This is a genomic window from Winslowiella arboricola, assembly GCF_025527015.1.
In the GTDB taxonomy this organism is placed as follows: Bacteria; Pseudomonadota; Gammaproteobacteria; order Enterobacterales; family Enterobacteriaceae; genus Erwinia; species Erwinia arboricola.
This window is the reverse complement of sequence record NZ_JAODIM010000036.1, coordinates 119,053-134,806: the sequence shown is the minus strand read 5'-3', so window position 1 is coordinate 134,806 and position 15,754 is coordinate 119,053. Positions and strand designations below refer to the sequence as shown.

The 15,754-nt window shown below is 51.6% G+C and carries 14 protein-coding genes; 8 read left to right on the top strand and 6 right to left on the bottom strand.

What is annotated here, in order from left to right:
- Positions 1-50 precede the first annotated feature (50 nt).
- The 5 genes from rplU to N5923_RS04395 all read left to right on the top strand — a co-directional run bounded on the left by rplU (position 51) and on the right by N5923_RS04395 (position 5,513).
- Positions 51-362 (top strand): 50S ribosomal protein L21, encoded by a 312-nt coding sequence (gene rplU / locus N5923_RS04415; protein WP_017801447.1) that lies wholly within the window; start codon positions 51-53, stop codon positions 360-362.
- Positions 363-377: 15 nt separating this feature from the next.
- Positions 378-635 carry a 50S ribosomal protein L27 gene (rpmA, locus tag N5923_RS04410; RefSeq protein WP_017801446.1) on the top strand — a complete coding sequence of 86 codons (258 nt, stop codon included), beginning with the start codon at positions 378-380 and terminating at the stop codon, positions 633-635.
- Between the two features lie 121 nt (positions 636-756).
- Entirely contained in the window at positions 757-1,722 is a 966-nt protein-coding gene (locus N5923_RS04405; protein ID WP_267142763.1) for a DMT family transporter, read from the top strand.
- Between the two features lie 16 nt (positions 1,723-1,738).
- Entirely contained in the window at positions 1,739-2,917 is a 1,179-nt protein-coding gene (gene cgtA, locus N5923_RS04400; RefSeq protein WP_267142762.1) for an Obg family GTPase CgtA, read from the top strand.
- 346 nt (positions 2,918-3,263) lie between these two features.
- A complete protein-coding gene (locus N5923_RS04395) occupies positions 3,264-5,513 on the top strand; it encodes a TonB-dependent siderophore receptor (RefSeq protein ID WP_323372720.1) in 2,250 nt (749 codons plus the stop codon).
- 39 nt (positions 5,514-5,552) lie between these two features.
- On the opposite strand, the gene N5923_RS04390 is transcribed toward N5923_RS04395, so the two are convergent.
- The 5 genes from N5923_RS04390 to dacB form a co-directional block, all read right to left on the bottom strand.
- Positions 5,553-6,374 (bottom strand): hypothetical protein, encoded by an 822-nt coding sequence (locus N5923_RS04390; RefSeq protein WP_267142761.1) that lies wholly within the window; start codon positions 6,372-6,374, stop codon positions 5,553-5,555.
- Positions 6,365-8,185, bottom strand: a complete 1,821-nt coding sequence (locus N5923_RS04385) for a PI-PLC domain-containing protein (protein WP_267142760.1) — start codon at positions 8,183-8,185, stop codon at positions 6,365-6,367. Before N5923_RS04385 ends, N5923_RS04390 begins: the two co-directional genes overlap by 10 nt.
- 318 nt (positions 8,186-8,503) lie before the next feature.
- Positions 8,504-9,559: a two-component system sensor histidine kinase PmrB gene (gene pmrB, locus N5923_RS04380; RefSeq protein ID WP_267142759.1), complete on the bottom strand. Its 1,056-nt coding sequence runs from the start codon at positions 9,557-9,559 to the stop codon at positions 8,504-8,506.
- The gene (gene pmrA, locus N5923_RS04375; RefSeq protein WP_267142758.1) at positions 9,556-10,218 is read right to left on the bottom strand and encodes a two-component system response regulator PmrA; all 663 of its coding nucleotides are present in this window, start codon (positions 10,216-10,218) and stop codon (positions 9,556-9,558) included. The genes pmrB and pmrA overlap by 4 nt, the downstream gene beginning before the upstream one ends.
- 6 nt (positions 10,219-10,224) lie before the next feature.
- The gene (gene dacB, locus N5923_RS04370; RefSeq protein ID WP_267142757.1) at positions 10,225-11,658 is read right to left on the bottom strand and encodes a serine-type D-Ala-D-Ala carboxypeptidase; all 1,434 of its coding nucleotides are present in this window, start codon (positions 11,656-11,658) and stop codon (positions 10,225-10,227) included.
- 251 nt (positions 11,659-11,909) lie between these two features.
- On the opposite strand from dacB, the gene greA reads away from it, so the two are divergent.
- Positions 11,910-12,386, top strand: coding sequence for a transcription elongation factor GreA (greA, locus tag N5923_RS04365; RefSeq protein WP_267142756.1), 477 nt, complete (start codon positions 11,910-11,912; stop codon positions 12,384-12,386).
- 135 nt (positions 12,387-12,521) lie between these two features.
- On the opposite strand, the gene yhbY is transcribed toward greA, so the two are convergent.
- Positions 12,522-12,815, bottom strand: a complete 294-nt coding sequence (yhbY, locus tag N5923_RS04360; RefSeq protein ID WP_017801435.1) for a ribosome assembly RNA-binding protein YhbY — start codon at positions 12,813-12,815, stop codon at positions 12,522-12,524.
- 127 nt (positions 12,816-12,942) lie between these two features.
- Between yhbY and rlmE the strand changes: the two genes are divergently transcribed.
- Both rlmE and ftsH read left to right on the top strand, forming a co-directional pair.
- Positions 12,943-13,572, top strand: coding sequence for a 23S rRNA (uridine(2552)-2'-O)-methyltransferase RlmE (gene rlmE, locus N5923_RS04355; RefSeq protein WP_267142755.1), 630 nt, complete (start codon positions 12,943-12,945; stop codon positions 13,570-13,572).
- Between the two features lie 180 nt (positions 13,573-13,752).
- Entirely contained in the window at positions 13,753-15,690 is a 1,938-nt protein-coding gene (ftsH, locus tag N5923_RS04350) for an ATP-dependent zinc metalloprotease FtsH (protein WP_267142754.1), read from the top strand.
- Positions 15,691-15,754: the final 64 nt, after the last annotated feature.

Genomic DNA, 15,754 nt, shown 5'->3' with positions numbered 1-15,754 from the left:
AGCGCCGCCTGAAAATTAAAAGAAGGCAAGCGCGGAAAGCGGAGTTTTATATGTACGCGGTTTTCCAAAGTGGTGGTAAACAACACCGAGTAAGCGAAGGTCAGACCGTTCGCCTGGAAAAGCTGGACATCGCAACCGGCGAAACTATTGAGTTCGACCAGGTTCTGATGATTGCAAACGGCGAAGACGTTCAGATCGGCGCACCATTAGTATCTGGTGGCCTGATCAAAGCAGAAATCGTTGCTCACGGTCGTGGCGAGAAAATTAAGATCGTTAAGTTTCGTCGTCGTAAACACCACCGTAAGCAGCAAGGCCATCGTCAGTGGTTCACTGATGTGAAAATCACTGGCATCAGCGCCTAAGAGGAGATCTGACAAATGGCACATAAAAAGGCTGGCGGCTCCACTCGTAACGGTCGCGATTCCAATGCAAAACGCCTCGGCGTTAAGCGTTTCGGTGGCGAATCAGTTCTGGCTGGTAGCATCATCGTTCGTCAACGTGGCACCAAATTCCACGCTGGCAGCAATGTAGGTTGCGGTCGTGACCACACCCTGTTTGCAACTGCAAACGGCAAGGTCAAATTCGAAGTTAAAGGCCCGAACAACCGTAAGTATATCAGCATCGTTGCTGAGTAAGGTTTTCGCGTCATAAGCCGTTCTGCATAAGACGGCTTTAACTGACGAAGATAAGCCCCGCATTTGTTGCGGGGCTTTTTACATTCTGGTCTTTACTGACCTGACGGCAGGAAGGCCGGCTATGAAACAGCAGGCAGGAACAGGTATCCTGTTGGCACTGGTTACCGCTATGTGCTGGGGCTCACTGCCCATCGCGATGAAGCAGCTGCTGGTGGTGATGGATCCCTTTACCATCGTGTTTTACCGCTTTTTATTGGCAGCGGCAGGGCTGGGGATAATTCTGGCGCTGAAGCGTCGGTTACCGCCAGTGCGCATTTGTGTACGGCCACGCTGGGCTTTACTGCTGGTGATTGCTACCGGTGGTTTGCTGGGTAACTTTGTCCTGTTCAGCTCATCTTTGCAGTATCTGAGTCCGACGGCTTCGCAAGTGATTGCGCAGCTGGCGCCAGCTGGAATGATGATTGCCAGCGTCTTTATCCTGAAGGAAAAGATGCGTGTTACGCAGATTATTGGTGCTGCTACCTTAATTTGTGGCCTGGTGATGTTCTTTAATACCAGTCTGAGCGAAATCTTTACGCGCCTGTCGGATTATACGCTGGGTGTGATATTTGGCGTCGGCGCCGCAGCCGTGTGGATCATCTATGGGGTGACGCAAAAAGTACTGCTGCGCCGTCTTGCCTCACAGCAAATTCTGTTTTTGCTGTACATTTTATGTACTATATCCTTATTGCCATTGGCGCAGCTGACTAAATTGCTGCAGCTCGATGGCTGGCAAATGGTTTGCCTGTTGTTTTGCGGCCTGAATACCCTGGTCGGCTATGGCGCGTTAGCGGAAGCTTATGCGCGCTGGCAGGCAGCGCAGGTCAGCGCCTTAGTAACGTTGACCCCCTTGTTTACGCTGCTGTTTTCAGAATTATTATCGCTGGCCTGGCCCGACTTTTTCGCGGAGCCGATACTCAACCTGTTGGGTTATATCGGCGCGATAGTTGTGGTGGCTGGCGCCATGTTTTCCGCAATTGGTCATCGCTTGTGGCCTCAGCGGAACAAACCCGTCCCGGTGCCACCGCTCCGGTCAACGGGCGAATGAGTTACGGAGAAGTAAAATGAAGTTTGTAGATGAAGCGACAATTCTGGTATCTGCCGGTGACGGCGGTAATGGCTGTGTAAGCTTCCGTCGTGAAAAATATATCCCTAATGGCGGTCCCGATGGTGGCGACGGCGGGGATGGCGGTGACGTCTATATGGTCGCCGATGAAAACCTGAATACCTTAATCGATTACCGCTTTGAGAAAGCTTTCCGCGCTGAACGTGGCCAGAATGGTCAGAGCCGTGACTGCACCGGCAAACGTGGTAAAGATATCGTTATCAAGGTGCCGGTTGGTACCCGTATTATCGATCAGGGCACCGGTGAAACCATTGGTGATATGACACGCCATGAGCAGAAAACCATGGTGGCGAAAGGCGGCTGGCACGGACTGGGCAACACCCGCTTTAAATCTTCCATCAACCGTACACCGCGTCAGAAGACCATGGGTACAGCAGGTGAGAAGCGCGATCTGCAGTTAGAGCTGATGCTGCTGGCGGACGTGGGCATGCTTGGCCTGCCTAACGCCGGTAAATCGACCTTTATCCGCGCGGTCTCCGCGGCTAAGCCAAAAGTGGCGGACTATCCGTTTACCACTCTGGTGCCAAGCCTGGGTGTGGTGCGTATGGACAGCGAAAAAAGCTTTGTTATTGCTGATATCCCTGGCCTGATTGAAGGCGCCGCGGAAGGTGCTGGTCTGGGGATTCGCTTCCTGAAGCACCTTGAGCGCTGTCGTGTTCTGTTACACCTTATCGATCTCGCGCCGATCGATGAATCCGATCCGATCGAAAATGCCCGTATCATTGTCGGCGAGCTGGAAAAATATAGCGAAAAACTGTTCCAGAAACCGCGCTGGTTGGTGTTCAATAAAGTCGATCTGCTGGATGACGAAGAAGCCGCAGCACGCGCCAAAGCGATTGCTGAAGCGCTGGGCTGGGATGATAAGTACTACCTGATCTCTGCGGCGAACCGCGCAGGTGTTAACGCACTGTGCTGGGATGTGATGTCATTTATCGTCGCAAACCCGAAAGAAGCGCCGGAAGAAGAGAAGAAACCCGAGAAAGTCGAATTTATGTGGGACGACTATCATCGTGAGCAACTGGCAGAAGCTGAAATTCCGGTTGAAGACGATGAAGAGTGGGATGACGACTGGGACGAAGATGACGACGAAGGCGTCGAAATCATCTATCAGCGTTGATAGCGAAGGGGCACTTTATGTGCCCCTGTTTATTTGTACTCCTGCCATATAACCCCCGGTAATCCCCGCCATAGCCACTTTTATCAAACTGTATTGTTTAGCAATGCAATTAATAATCGTATTGATAATTATTTGTATTTGCAATACGGTGTTTCCGCTCAACCTTAAGCGGTAACAATGAGTGTCAGGGTGGCTCCCAATGCGCGCTGTTAATGTGCCCCATTAGTAATGCTGAAATCCCTTTTCAGCAGGGGAGCCGCCGTTCCTTCAGCGACATAACACGTCAGTATTGTTGGCGAGGTCACATCGCGATTACGCCGTGATGTGGATTTTCCAGGATAATAAAATGAAGAAACTTTCGCGTTTATCTTTAGTAATTTTAATTGTACCAGGCATGGTCACAGCATTTTCCTCTGGGGTGCGAGCAGCAGATAGCAGCAGCGCCTCGACAGACAGCATTGATGCCAGTGAAGGCACCATGCTGGTTACCGCCGCGGAGCAAACGCTGCAGGCGCCAGGCGTATCGACGATAACCGCCGATGAAATCAAAAAAAGACCGCCGGCGCGTGATGTCTCTGAAATTATTCGTACCATGCCGGGCGTTAATCTGACCGGTAATTCCACCAGTGGTCAGCGCGGCAACAATCGCCAGATCGATATTCGCGGCATGGGGCCGGAAAATACCCTGATGCTGATCGATGGGCGGCCGGTGACCAGCCGTAACTCAGTACGCCTGGGCTGGCGCGGTGAGCGCGACACCCGCGGTGACAGTAACTGGGTGCCGCCGGAAATGATCGACCATATTGAAGTGATCCGTGGCCCGGCTGCGGCGCGTTATGGTAACGGCGCCGCCGGTGGCGTGGTGAATATCATCACCAAAAAAGACAGCAGTCAGTGGCATGGCTCCTGGGACAGCTATTTTAACGTGCCACAGCACAGTGACGAAGGCGCGACAAAGCGCACCAACTTCAGCCTGACCGGGCCGCTGGGCGATGATGTCAGTTTTCGTCTGTATGGCGGGTTAAGTAAAACTCAGGCAGATGCGCAGTTTATTAACGAAGGCCATCAGTCGCTGCGTACCGGTACCTATGCTGATACGGTGCCTGCGGGGCGTGAAGGTTCGGTCAATAAAGATATTAACGGTTTGCTGCGCTGGGCCTTTGCCCCGATGCAGGCGCTGGAGTTTGAGGCGGGTTACAGCCGTCAGGGCAACCTGTATGCCGGTGATACGCAAAATACCAATACCAGCACGCTGGTGCAGAGTAAATACGGCGATGAAACTAACCGTATGTATCGCCAGAATTTTGCCATCACCTGGACTGGCGCCTGGGATAATGGCGTCAGCACAAAAAACTTCGCTCAGTATGAAAAAACCCGTAACTCGCGCATGAATGAAGGGCTGGCGGGCGGAACTGAAGGTATCTTCTCTGACGACGGCTTCTCCGATATCCAGCTGGACGACGTACTGCTGCACAGTGAGGTGAGCATTCCTTTTGCATGGCTGGTGAATCAGACCGCCACCATCGGCACCGAATGGAATCAGCAGCGCATGAAGGATAACTTGTCCAATACCCAGGCGCTGTCGGGCGGTGATATCGACGGTATCAGCAGCAGCAACCGTAGCCCGTACTCTTCTGCGGAGATTTTCTCGCTGTTTGCGGAAGATAATATGGAGCTGACCGACAGCACCATGTTAGTGCCGGGATTGCGTTTTGATCATCACAGTATTGTCGGCAATAACTGGAGCCCGTCGCTGAATCTGACGCAAGGACTGTCCGATGACTTTACGCTGAAAATGGGTATCGCCCGCGCTTATAAAGCGCCGAGCCTGTATCAGACCAACCCGAACTATGTCCTTTACAGCCGTGGACAGGGCTGTGCTGACAGCTCCGGCGCCTGCTATCTGGTGGGTAATGAGGATCTTAAAGCCGAGACCAGCATCAATAAAGAGATCGGCATTGAGTATAAGCATGAAGGTTATCAGGCGGGCGTAACCTGGTTCCGCAACGATTACCGCAACAAGATTGAATCGGGCTACGAGCCTTCCGGCACCTCAACCAGCGGCAGCACCGACGTCTACAAATGGGAAAATGTGCCCAAAGCGGTAGTCGAAGGACTGGAAGGAACGGTCAATATTCCGGTTAGCGACAGCATTAGCTGGAACAACAATCTGACGTATATGTTGCAGAGTAAGAATAAGGAGACCGGCGATCGTTTGTCGATCATTCCAGAATATACGCTGAACTCCACGCTGGCATGGCAGGCGATGCAGGATCTGTCGCTGCAAACCACCCTGACCTGGTATGGCCGCCAGACGCCGAAGAAGTACAATTATAAAGGGGAAGCGGTCAGCGGCTCAGAGCTGAATGAAGTCAGCCCTTACTCGGTTATCGGCCTGAGCGGTACTTATGATGTCAATAAGTACGCCAGCGTGACGCTGGGTATCGACAACCTGTTTGATAAGCGCCACTACCGCCAGGGTAATGCGCAAACTACCGGTAACGATAATACCAGTTCTTATATGTATGGCGCCGGCGCCAATACTTATAACGAGTCGGGCCGGACCTTTTATATGAGTCTGAATACGCACTTCTGACAGTAAACGGGGAAAGGCGCACTTTCCCCGTAACTCAGCTTATTTTCCTGCAGTAACCCACTGATAAAACTTCACTACCAGTTGAGCGAAATACGCCAGCGGGCGCTCAGCCGACTTTTGTACTGCGGCAAGCGCTTGAATGCGTTTATCATGTTTCAGTACACATTTCTCCAGTTGGGCTAATCCAGTGGATCTGCGGTCACCAAAATGTTGATACCATGACTGGCGCAGTAATAATTGTTGTTCGGTATTTTCCGCCAGTTCGCCGCCCACCGACATGGGATGCAGATGTTGCAGGTGGCCATTGAAAGCCACAAGATCAGCGGTCAACGGGTCAGTATGATTGGTGATATCAAGTGCAATTGGCTGGCTACTGGCATGCTGCGATAACTGATTATAACAATCCCCACACTTTGCCCGCTCTTGCTGGGTGTAGTGGATCATCTGCTGGCTGGTGCTGCTGATGAGCATCAATGAATCACCTGCCTGTCTGCTGGCGGGAATATTGTCATCCGTACACTGCTGTTTAAACAGGATTCTGAGGGATTCCAGGATTTCAAGGTCCCGCCAGTGTTGCTCAGAGTCTGAGCCAGCTAACAGCTGAGGCGCCAGCTCTGTGAAGCGACCGATATGTTCCTCGCATTGTTCGCGCTCCGCCAGCTTAGCGTTGAGAGCTTCGACGCATGCTGCTGCCCGGCGGGTCAGACTGTAATATTCTGCCCTGGCAAATTTGGACAAAAGTCTTGCCTGGGAATTGGTCACATTGCTTAGTGGGTAAGACCATGCCGTATGGTTACCGCCGTTACTGGCGGAAGTAACGTTAGAGTAGGACAGGTTATTACCAGATGAAGTTATTTCCATTTATCTTCCTCTCGTAAATATCTTCTATGATGATGGTGAGAATGACAATCCTTGCGGCTGACAGGCGGAGATGTTCTCTCCGGCGACGAACATTCGTCCGGCGTTGTCTGCTCAGCATCGATGGTGGTCGGCGTAGTGCCGTTGGCTCTGTGCACTTGCGCGCGTATTAACTCAACAACCGAGGGGGGTGGGAACATATCATTGATCACCGCCCGTCCTAAATATTGCCAGTTGGCATTGCTTGTTGAGTCGGTTGGAAAATACCAGTAATTCTCGGTTCTTAAAAGAAAGAATTCCCGGGTGTTATTGTAAGGGTTGTCATACATATAGACATCGCCAATATTACCCCGCCGGGTGTTGCCATCCCACAAACAGGGGATTTGCAACAAGCTACCGTTTAGCGTGGTAGCGAAAAGACGATATCGTGGCTGTGAAAGATCAAAAGATAATCCACCAGGAGGAACGCCCCCTTCATATTGCCAGTGAATATATACTGCTTTCCAGTCACTGTTTTCCATCCGGGGTAAAGGGAAAAATCCATAGTCTGCATTTCTTTTTCTCTGAAAATAATACCAAACATTATCATAGTAAGTATGATAAAAATCTCCCTCGCGACTCCATTCGTCGTAATAGCCCCATACCTTGACGCCATAGTGAAAATTAACGCTGACATCACGAAAATAATTTCCATGAATACAGTTATCCACTAACCTTTGCCGCAATGACCAGTCAGTATTAATAATGTTAAAACGTTGAATATAGCTATTTTTATCGGTTGAATAGAACCATTCGCGTATCTTTGGTGAGAAATCATCCGGAACATGGAATGGCAGCACATATTTGGCACACTGTATCGCGCGCAACTCCCAGTCAGGTTTCTGCTCACGTCCGGGCAGCTCATCCATCCATCTTTTCAGTGCAGCTGTAGAGATAAGATTACTGCCGTGCCACAGCCGGTTCACATCGTTCCAGAACATCGTGTCCCGATGGCGATCGCCCCAGGCAATCACCACCCGACGCGGTGTCGCCCAGATATCACGTATGCGCCGATTGGCCATGCCTGAAGGGATAATCCGTCCTTCACCCAGCGTCTTCTTAATCAACAACGCCAGTTCAGCGTATATAGTGTCAGTGAAATGTGAAAGGTTATGGAAATTGAGGATAATAATTTCCAGCGGATTGCTGAAAATAAAGGCATTGATGGCATCCAGAATATCGGTTTTTATCGTGCGTCCGGAGGTGATATCGCCATGGTGAATAATAAAACGCCGCGGATCGCCTGTCGGGTAACCTGAATAAAATCGTGCGCGAATATCCAGCACCCGGATACCCCAGTAAAGTTGCCGGTAAGGGGCGATATCCTGACAGGTGGTATTCGACGAGGTGTATGGCGCTTGCTTATCTGAGCCTGAGTTATGGCTACCGGGCAGTAACAGATCCTGGATGCGTAAGTGAGAGTGCCCACTATATCTCTCCATCCAGTTGTGGCGAACGTTATTTGGCGAGCAGACACCGGTTTCAATATTACCACCGGGGCAACCTGAACGCTGAGTGACATCTTCTTCCAGTTCATCATCCTCAGACTCTTCATCACCATTTGGCCAGTCGTCGGCATTACACGGCATACCGGCATTTTCATCTTCTGTTAATGTGTAAGCCGCATATTCCCGATCGATTTGCAGCCTCTCGCGCTTCGCATAATTATCGTCAAACTCAAGCAAATGACCTTCTTCATCCAGATCGCTATAGAGTACATGACATTGATTAGCGTAATGTTTCAGTTCGGAAAGGGTGTATCTTTTTGTCGACATTTTATCACCTCGCTTTAACGCATTGAGGAAATTTATTGCGATAATGTCATCCGCTCATATTTTAACTCACTCAGCTTTCGTGAATTAATTCTGTTACGACAAAGGAAAGTAAAATTAACTGACGACAGGCGATTAACAGAATAATCAGGTTATAACTGGCTCTGTTTTACGAAGGGAAACTATTTTGGTGGTTTCAGCTTTACAATTTTATTGAGACCAACAGCAGAAGGTCTGGGAATATTCTGAAAGGCCCGGTTTGGGCTGGTGGGGAAATGTTTTATTACTTTCTGTATCGCGAGGAAATATTGATTAATAAAATTAGAAGATATTGGCTAGCCAGCAACGGGCAGAGAGCCCACTGCGATCTTCACGATTTTTCAGTTCGAGTTTACCCCGGTGCAGCTGCACAATTCGCATCACGATATTTAACCCTAAACCACTGCCGCCGTAGCGCTGATCCATACGGCGAAATGCTTTGGTCAAATCCTGCGCCGCATTTTCCTCAATTCCCGGGCCTTCATCACGAACCTCCAGAACCACACCTTGCTGCAGTGCCGCCAGCTCAACGCTGATATGGCTGCCAGCCGGGCTGTAACGCGAGGCATTCTCCAGCAGATTACGTAGCATTAAACGTAGCAATACCGCATCCCCCTGTACCGTCAGTGGCGTGGTCTGTGGCCAATGCAGGGTCTGATCGCGCTGTGCCATCAGTTCATTCATCTCTTGCTGTAAAGGATCAATAATATCCTGACTGATATTTAGCGTTTGGTAGTGACCACTGGCTAACGCCTGCCCGGCGCGTGACAGCATCAGCAGCTGCTCAATCACATGCATCAGCTGATCGATGCGCGCCACCAACATCGCCCCCTGTTTCACGCCATCCTGTTGCAGTAGTTCCAGGTGCAACCGCAATCCGGCCAGCGGTGTGCGCAGCTCATGGGCGGCATCGGCGGTAAACAGCCGCTCCTGTTGCAGCGTATGGTCGAGACGGCCCAGTAACTGGTTCAGCGAGCCGGTCACCGCGACGATTTCATCCATATCGGAATAAAGCGGCAGGGGGGAGAGATTATCCGCAGAGCGTTCGGCAAGACTGTGCTGCAGCGATTTCAGCGGCCGGATAATCCAGCTGATGGCCCAGAACGAGAGCAGCAGCGTAAAACAGACCATCACCAGTGAAGGCAGTAGCAGCGAGGCGATGGCTTCACGAATCTCATTTTCAACATGCTGGTTGCGGGCTTTGGCGGAGAGGGTTTCATTCACCAGAAAACTTATCTGCTCACGACTTTCATGCCACAGCCAGATGGCGCTCATCAGCTGGCAGGTCAGCAGTATCAGCGCCAGCATAATCAGTAAACGCCGACGCATACTGTTCATGCACGTTCTTCCAGCCGGTAGCCGACGCCGCGTACGGTTCTGATACGGTCTTTACCCAGCTTACGGCGCAGATTATGGATATGCACCTCCAGAGTGTTAGAACCGGTGTCATCCTGCCAGCTATAGAGATCCTGTTGCAGGGTTTCGCGATGGACAGTTTCGCCGATGCGCATTAACAGACGGGTGAGCAATGCGAACTCTTTCGGTGTAATTTCAACCGGCTGCTGTTCAATAAACACCTGTTGCGAGGAGAGATTTAACGCCAGGTCGCCATGTAGCAGCTGGTTGTCGCTGCGCCCCTGATAGCGGCGGATCAACGCCCGCGCCCGCGCTTTTAGCTCAGCCAGCGCAAACGGCTTAATCAGATAGTCATCGGCGCCAGCATCCAGCCCGCTAACACGATCTTCCAGCGCATCACGCGCTGTCAGGATCAGCACCGGCAGATCAACCGCCTCACGGCGCCACTGACGCAGCAGGTCGGCGCCATCGCGGTCCGGCAGACCGAGGTCGAGCACAATCAGACTGTACTGAGCGCTGTGCAGCAATGCGTTGCCCTGCGCGGCGCTGGATGCGCAATCCACGGCGTAGCCTTCGCCACTCATGGCCAGGGCAATACCTTCCTGTAACAGCAAATCATCTTCAATAATCAGTACTTTCATCAGCACTCAGTTATTTTGATAAACATCTTTATAGAGACGGCTCTCAAAGCGCACCAGTGGAATACGACGCTGGCGCTGATCCTGCGGCGGAACCGCATAGCCAGAGAGGAACTGGACAAAGGCCACCCGCTGACCACTGGCGGTGGTCAGGAACCCTGCCAGATTATAGACGCCCTGCAACGAACCGGTTTTTGCCGAGAGCTTGCCATCAACCCCCGCCTCATGCAGACCACCGCGATAACGCAATGTGCCATCGTAGCCTGACAGCGGCAGCATCGAGATAATATTCAGCTGCTGATCGTTTTGCGCAATATATTGCAGGACCTGCATCATGGTGGCCGGAGAGATTAAATCGTGGCGCGACAGGCCAGAACCATCCACCTGGATGCTATTACCGAGATCGATATTGGCTTTTTGCCGCAGGATCTGGCGCACCGCATCGGATCCCGCGCGCCAGGTGCCCGGCACGTTAAAGCGTTCGTGACCGATAGTACGGAACACCGTATCGGCAATCATATTGTCGGACTTTTTCAGCATGATTTTCAGCAGATCGCGCAGTGGTGCGGATTGCGTCTGCGCCAGTACGGTGCCGGCGTCATTTTGTCGTCTTTCGCGCACCAGATGGCCGCTGTAATCAATGCCGGCATCCTGTAACTCATCTTTCAGAATCGCCCCGGCGTAACTGGCGCCATCCTGCACCGCGAAAGCCAGCGGCAGCGGATCGGAACGCTGTGTCATACAGCCGGTAAGGGTAAAGCGGTTGAGTTCACCCGGCACCACATCCAGTTCGCAGTATTGAGCGTCTGCTGAGCCTTTTGCCAGGGTGCGCACATCACTGAACATATTTACCGGATAATATGAGGCAACGCGGATAAAGGCGTTATCACCCGGGTTTGGCGCACTGTAAAGTGAAACCGAGAAGCAGTTGCGGTCAACAATTGCCGCGCCTGGCGGGGCGCTGAAGCACTGGGTCATATCGTTCCACGGCCAGCCCGGCGCTTTATCGTGACTGGCGAATACCGAAGTATCGATTACCAGATTGCCCTGAATATGCTGTACACCCTGTTTCTTTAACACCGCGACCATATTGCGCAGATCCTGGCGTGTCAGCGTCGGATCGCCGCCAAAGCGCGCAATCAGATCGCCACGCAGGGTGCCATCCGCCAGTGAGCCTTTGCTCTCAAGGGTGGTATGGAAACGGTAGTCCGGCCCCAGTTGCAGCAGTGCCGCCAGCGCAGTGACCACTTTCATGGTACTTGCCGGTAGCGCCATCTGTTGGCCGTGATAGTCAATAATCGGCGTGGTTGCGCCTATTTTCTGTACCAATAGCGCCAGATTTGCGCCATCTGGCAAATATTGGCTGTACTCTTCTACGGGCGCAGCGTTTGCTTGCAGCATAAACGCGAAGGTAAATCCGGTAACAAGTCGTGAAAATCGCATAATCTCGCGGTACTGACAGTAAACGAGCCGTCATACTACGGTGCATTGAGGTGCAAAGTAAACGATGACCCATAAGGAACTCTGGGTTAAAATACGTATCAAAATGCAAAACCGATCCTGACCCTGGGGATATTCTCCGGGTCAGGTTTCTTTTGTTTGCAATTCAGCAGTAAGCGCCGCAGAACGCGGTATCTGCAGTCACCCCGTCAGGATGACGACACTTTGAACAGGACAGATTACGAGGTATTGAGATGAACCAGATTCCGATGACGTTAAGGGGCGCAGAAAAATTGCGCGAAGAGCTCGAAGAGCTGAAAACCGTTAAACGCCCCAGAATTATTGCCTCAATTGCTGATGCGCGTGAGCATGGTGATTTAAAAGAGAACGCTGAATACCATGCTGCGCGTGAAGAGCAGGGGTTCTGTGAAGGCCGCATTCAGGAAATTGAAGCTAAACTTTCTAATGCCCAGGTGATCGACGTCACTAAAATGAACGCCAATGGTCGCGTCATCTTTGGTTCCACGGTTAGCGTATTAAACGTGGAGAGTGATGAAGAGTTTACGTATCGTATTGTTGGCGATGATGAGGCGGACTTTAAGCAGAACCTGATCTCTGTTAATTCACCGATGGCACGCGGTCTGATCGGCAAAGAAGTTGACGATGTGGTGGTGATTAAGACCCCAGGCGGCGACGTAGAGTATGAAATTCTGAAAATTGCGTACATCTGACGGCCGGCTTGACTGACCACCATTGATTGTAAAGAAAGGAAAAAGGCCGCAGTGCGGCCTTTTATCTGATGCAGGAGCATGGCACTTTTGCCATCTAATGAGCCTTGAGCACCCTGAAGTGCGTCGTTCAGGCCATTAACGCGGAATGGAAATTTTGCGTTCCTTTGATGGACGATACAGCACCAGCGTTTTGCCGATTACCTGCACGTTACTTGCACCCGTCTCGCGTACAATAGCCTCTACCACGAGGGTTTTGGTTTCACGGTCTTCCGTCGCGATTTTCACCTTGATTAACTCATGGTGTGCGAGTGCTTGTTCGATCTCGGCCAGCACACCTTCAGTCAGGCCATTGTTACCCAGCATGACGACGGGCTTTAACGGATGGGCCAGACCTTTCAGGTGCTGTTTTTGTTTGGTACTCAGATTCATCGTATTTTTTACTTACATTGGGATTGAAAACGGTACATTCTACCGCCATCTCGAGTGTATCACCAAACGGCAGAACCGTTTTGGGCGGTTTATTTATCGCTTATGATGAAGAATAGTTGGAAATTGTATGACTGGTAAAAAGCGTTCGGCCAGTTCCAGCCGCTGGCTACAGGAACACTTTAGCGATAAATATGTGCTTCAGGCACAGAAAAAAGGGTTGCGCTCGCGCGCCTGGTTTAAACTTGATGAGATACAGCAGGGCGACAAGCTGTTTAAGCCGGGCATGACCGTCGTCGATCTTGGCGCGGCACCGGGTGGCTGGTCACAATATGTGGTCACGCAGATTGGTAACAAGGGTCGCATTATCGCCTGTGATATTCTACCGATGGATCCTATTGTCGGTGTCGATTTCCTTCAGGGCGATTTTCGTGAAGAATTAGTGCTTAAGGCGCTGCTGGAACGCGTTGGTGAAGAGAAAGTTCAGGTTGTGATGTCGGATATGGCACCCAACATGAGCGGTACACCTGCCGTTGATATTCCCCGGTCGATGTATTTAGTTGAACTGGCGCTGGAGATGTGTCGTGATGTTCTGGCACCTGGCGGCAGTTTTTTAGTGAAAGTATTTCAGGGAGATGGCTTTGATGAATACCTCCGGGAGATTCGCTCCCTGTTTACGAAAGTAAAAATTCGTAAGCCGGACGCTTCGCGGGCTCGATCGCGTGAAGTGTACATTGTAGCGACAGGGCGCAAACTATAGCCAAAATACCTGGAATCGCAGCAAGGCGACAAGAGAGTGAGTCCCGATGAGCTTACGTCAGTAAGTGATTCGGGCGAGCGAGCGTCGTCAACACCGCTGCGATTCCAAGTAGGCAGGATATATAGTACCCTACGCTGTCTGTTAACACTGTTGTAATATGAGGTTAATCCCTTGAGTGACATGGCGAAAAACCTAATTCTCTGGTTGGTCATCGCAGTCGTGCTGATGTCTGTATTCCAGAGCTTTGGGCCCAGCGAGTCGAGTGGCCGTAGGGTTGATTACTCAACCTTCCTGTCAGAAGTGAACCAGGATCAGGTCCGCGAGGCACGTATTAACGGGCGTGAAATCAACGTAACCAAAAAAGACAGTAATCGATACACGACCTACATCCCTGTCAACGATCCCAAGTTGCTCGATAACCTGTTGACCAAAAATGTAAAAGTTGTCGGTGAACCACCAGAAGAGCAGAGCCTGCTGGCTTCAATCTTTATTTCATGGTTCCCGATGCTGTTGTTGATCGGTGTCTGGATCTTCTTTATGCGTCAGATGCAAGGCGGCGGCGGTAAGGGCGCGATGTCCTTCGGCAAGAGTAAGGCCCGCATGCTGACTGAAGATCAGATCAAAACCACCTTTGCCGACGTCGCAGGTTGTGACGAAGCGAAAGAGGAAGTCGGCGAGCTGGTGGAATACCTGCGCGAGCCGAGCCGCTTCCAGAAACTGGGCGGTAAAATTCCGAAAGGCGTACTGATGGTGGGGCCACCGGGTACCGGTAAAACCCTGCTGGCGAAAGCGATTGCAGGCGAAGCAAAAGTGCCGTTCTTTACCATTTCCGGTTCTGACTTCGTTGAAATGTTCGTTGGTGTGGGTGCATCCCGCGTCCGTGATATGTTCGAACAAGCGAAGAAAGCTGCGCCTTGTATCATCTTTATCGATGAGATTGACGCCGTAGGCCGTCAGCGTGGCGCCGGTTTAGGCGGTGGTCACGATGAGCGTGAGCAGACCCTGAACCAGATGCTGGTTGAGATGGATGGCTTCGAAGGTAATGAAGGCATTATCGTAATCGCCGCGACTAACCGTCCTGATGTACTGGACCCTGCATTACTGCGTCCGGGCCGTTTCGACCGTCAGGTTGTGGTTGGTCTGCCAGATGTGCGTGGCCGTGAACAGATTCTGAAAGTGCATATGCGTCGCGTGCCATTAGCGACAGATATTGATGCGTCAGTGATTGCCCGTGGTACGCCAGGCTTCTCCGGTGCGGATTTGGCCAACCTTGTCAACGAAGCAGCGCTGTTTGCTGCTCGTGGTAATAAACGTGTTGTGTCGATGGTTGAGTTCGAAAAAGCGAAAGACAAAATTATGATGGGTGCGGAACGTCGCTCCATGGTAATGACGGAAGCGCAGAAAGAGTCAACGGCTTACCACGAAGCAGGCCACGCGATTATCGGTCGTCTGGTGCCAGAGCACGATCCGGTGCATAAAGTGACGATTATTCCGCGCGGACGTGCGCTGGGTGTGACCTTCTTCCTGCCTGAAGGCGACGCTATCAGCGCCAGCCGGCAGAAACTGGAAAGTCAGCTCTCCACGCTGTACGGCGGCCGTCTGGCTGAAGAGATTATCTACGGTGTGGAACATGTTTCTACCGGTGCTTCTAACGACATTAAAGTCGCTACGAACATCGCGCGTAACATGGTGACACAGTGGGGCTTCTCGGAAAAACTGGGTCCATTGCTGTATGCCGAAGAAGAGGGTGAAGTATTCCTCGGTCGTTCGGTGGCAAAGGCCAAGCATATGTCTGATGAGACTGCGCGCATTATCGACCAGGAAGTTAAATTGCTGGTTGAGCAGAACTACCAGCGTGCACGCCGCCTGTTAAATGAGAATATGGACATCCTTCACGCGATGAAAGACGCGCTGATGAAGTATGAAACCATTGATGCGCCGCAGATTGATGATTTGATGGCACGCCGTGAAGTTCGCCCGCCAGCTGGCTGGGATGATGCACCAGGCAACAGCAATAATTCAGATAACAACGGTACGCCAAAAGCGCCGCGTCCGGTCGATGAACCACGTACGCCCAACCCAGGCAACACCATGTCTGAGCAGTTAGGCGACAAATAATTCATATTTGTTGAATCGACTGAACCCCCTGTAAAACCCCGGCGCTGTCCGGGGTTTTTTATGC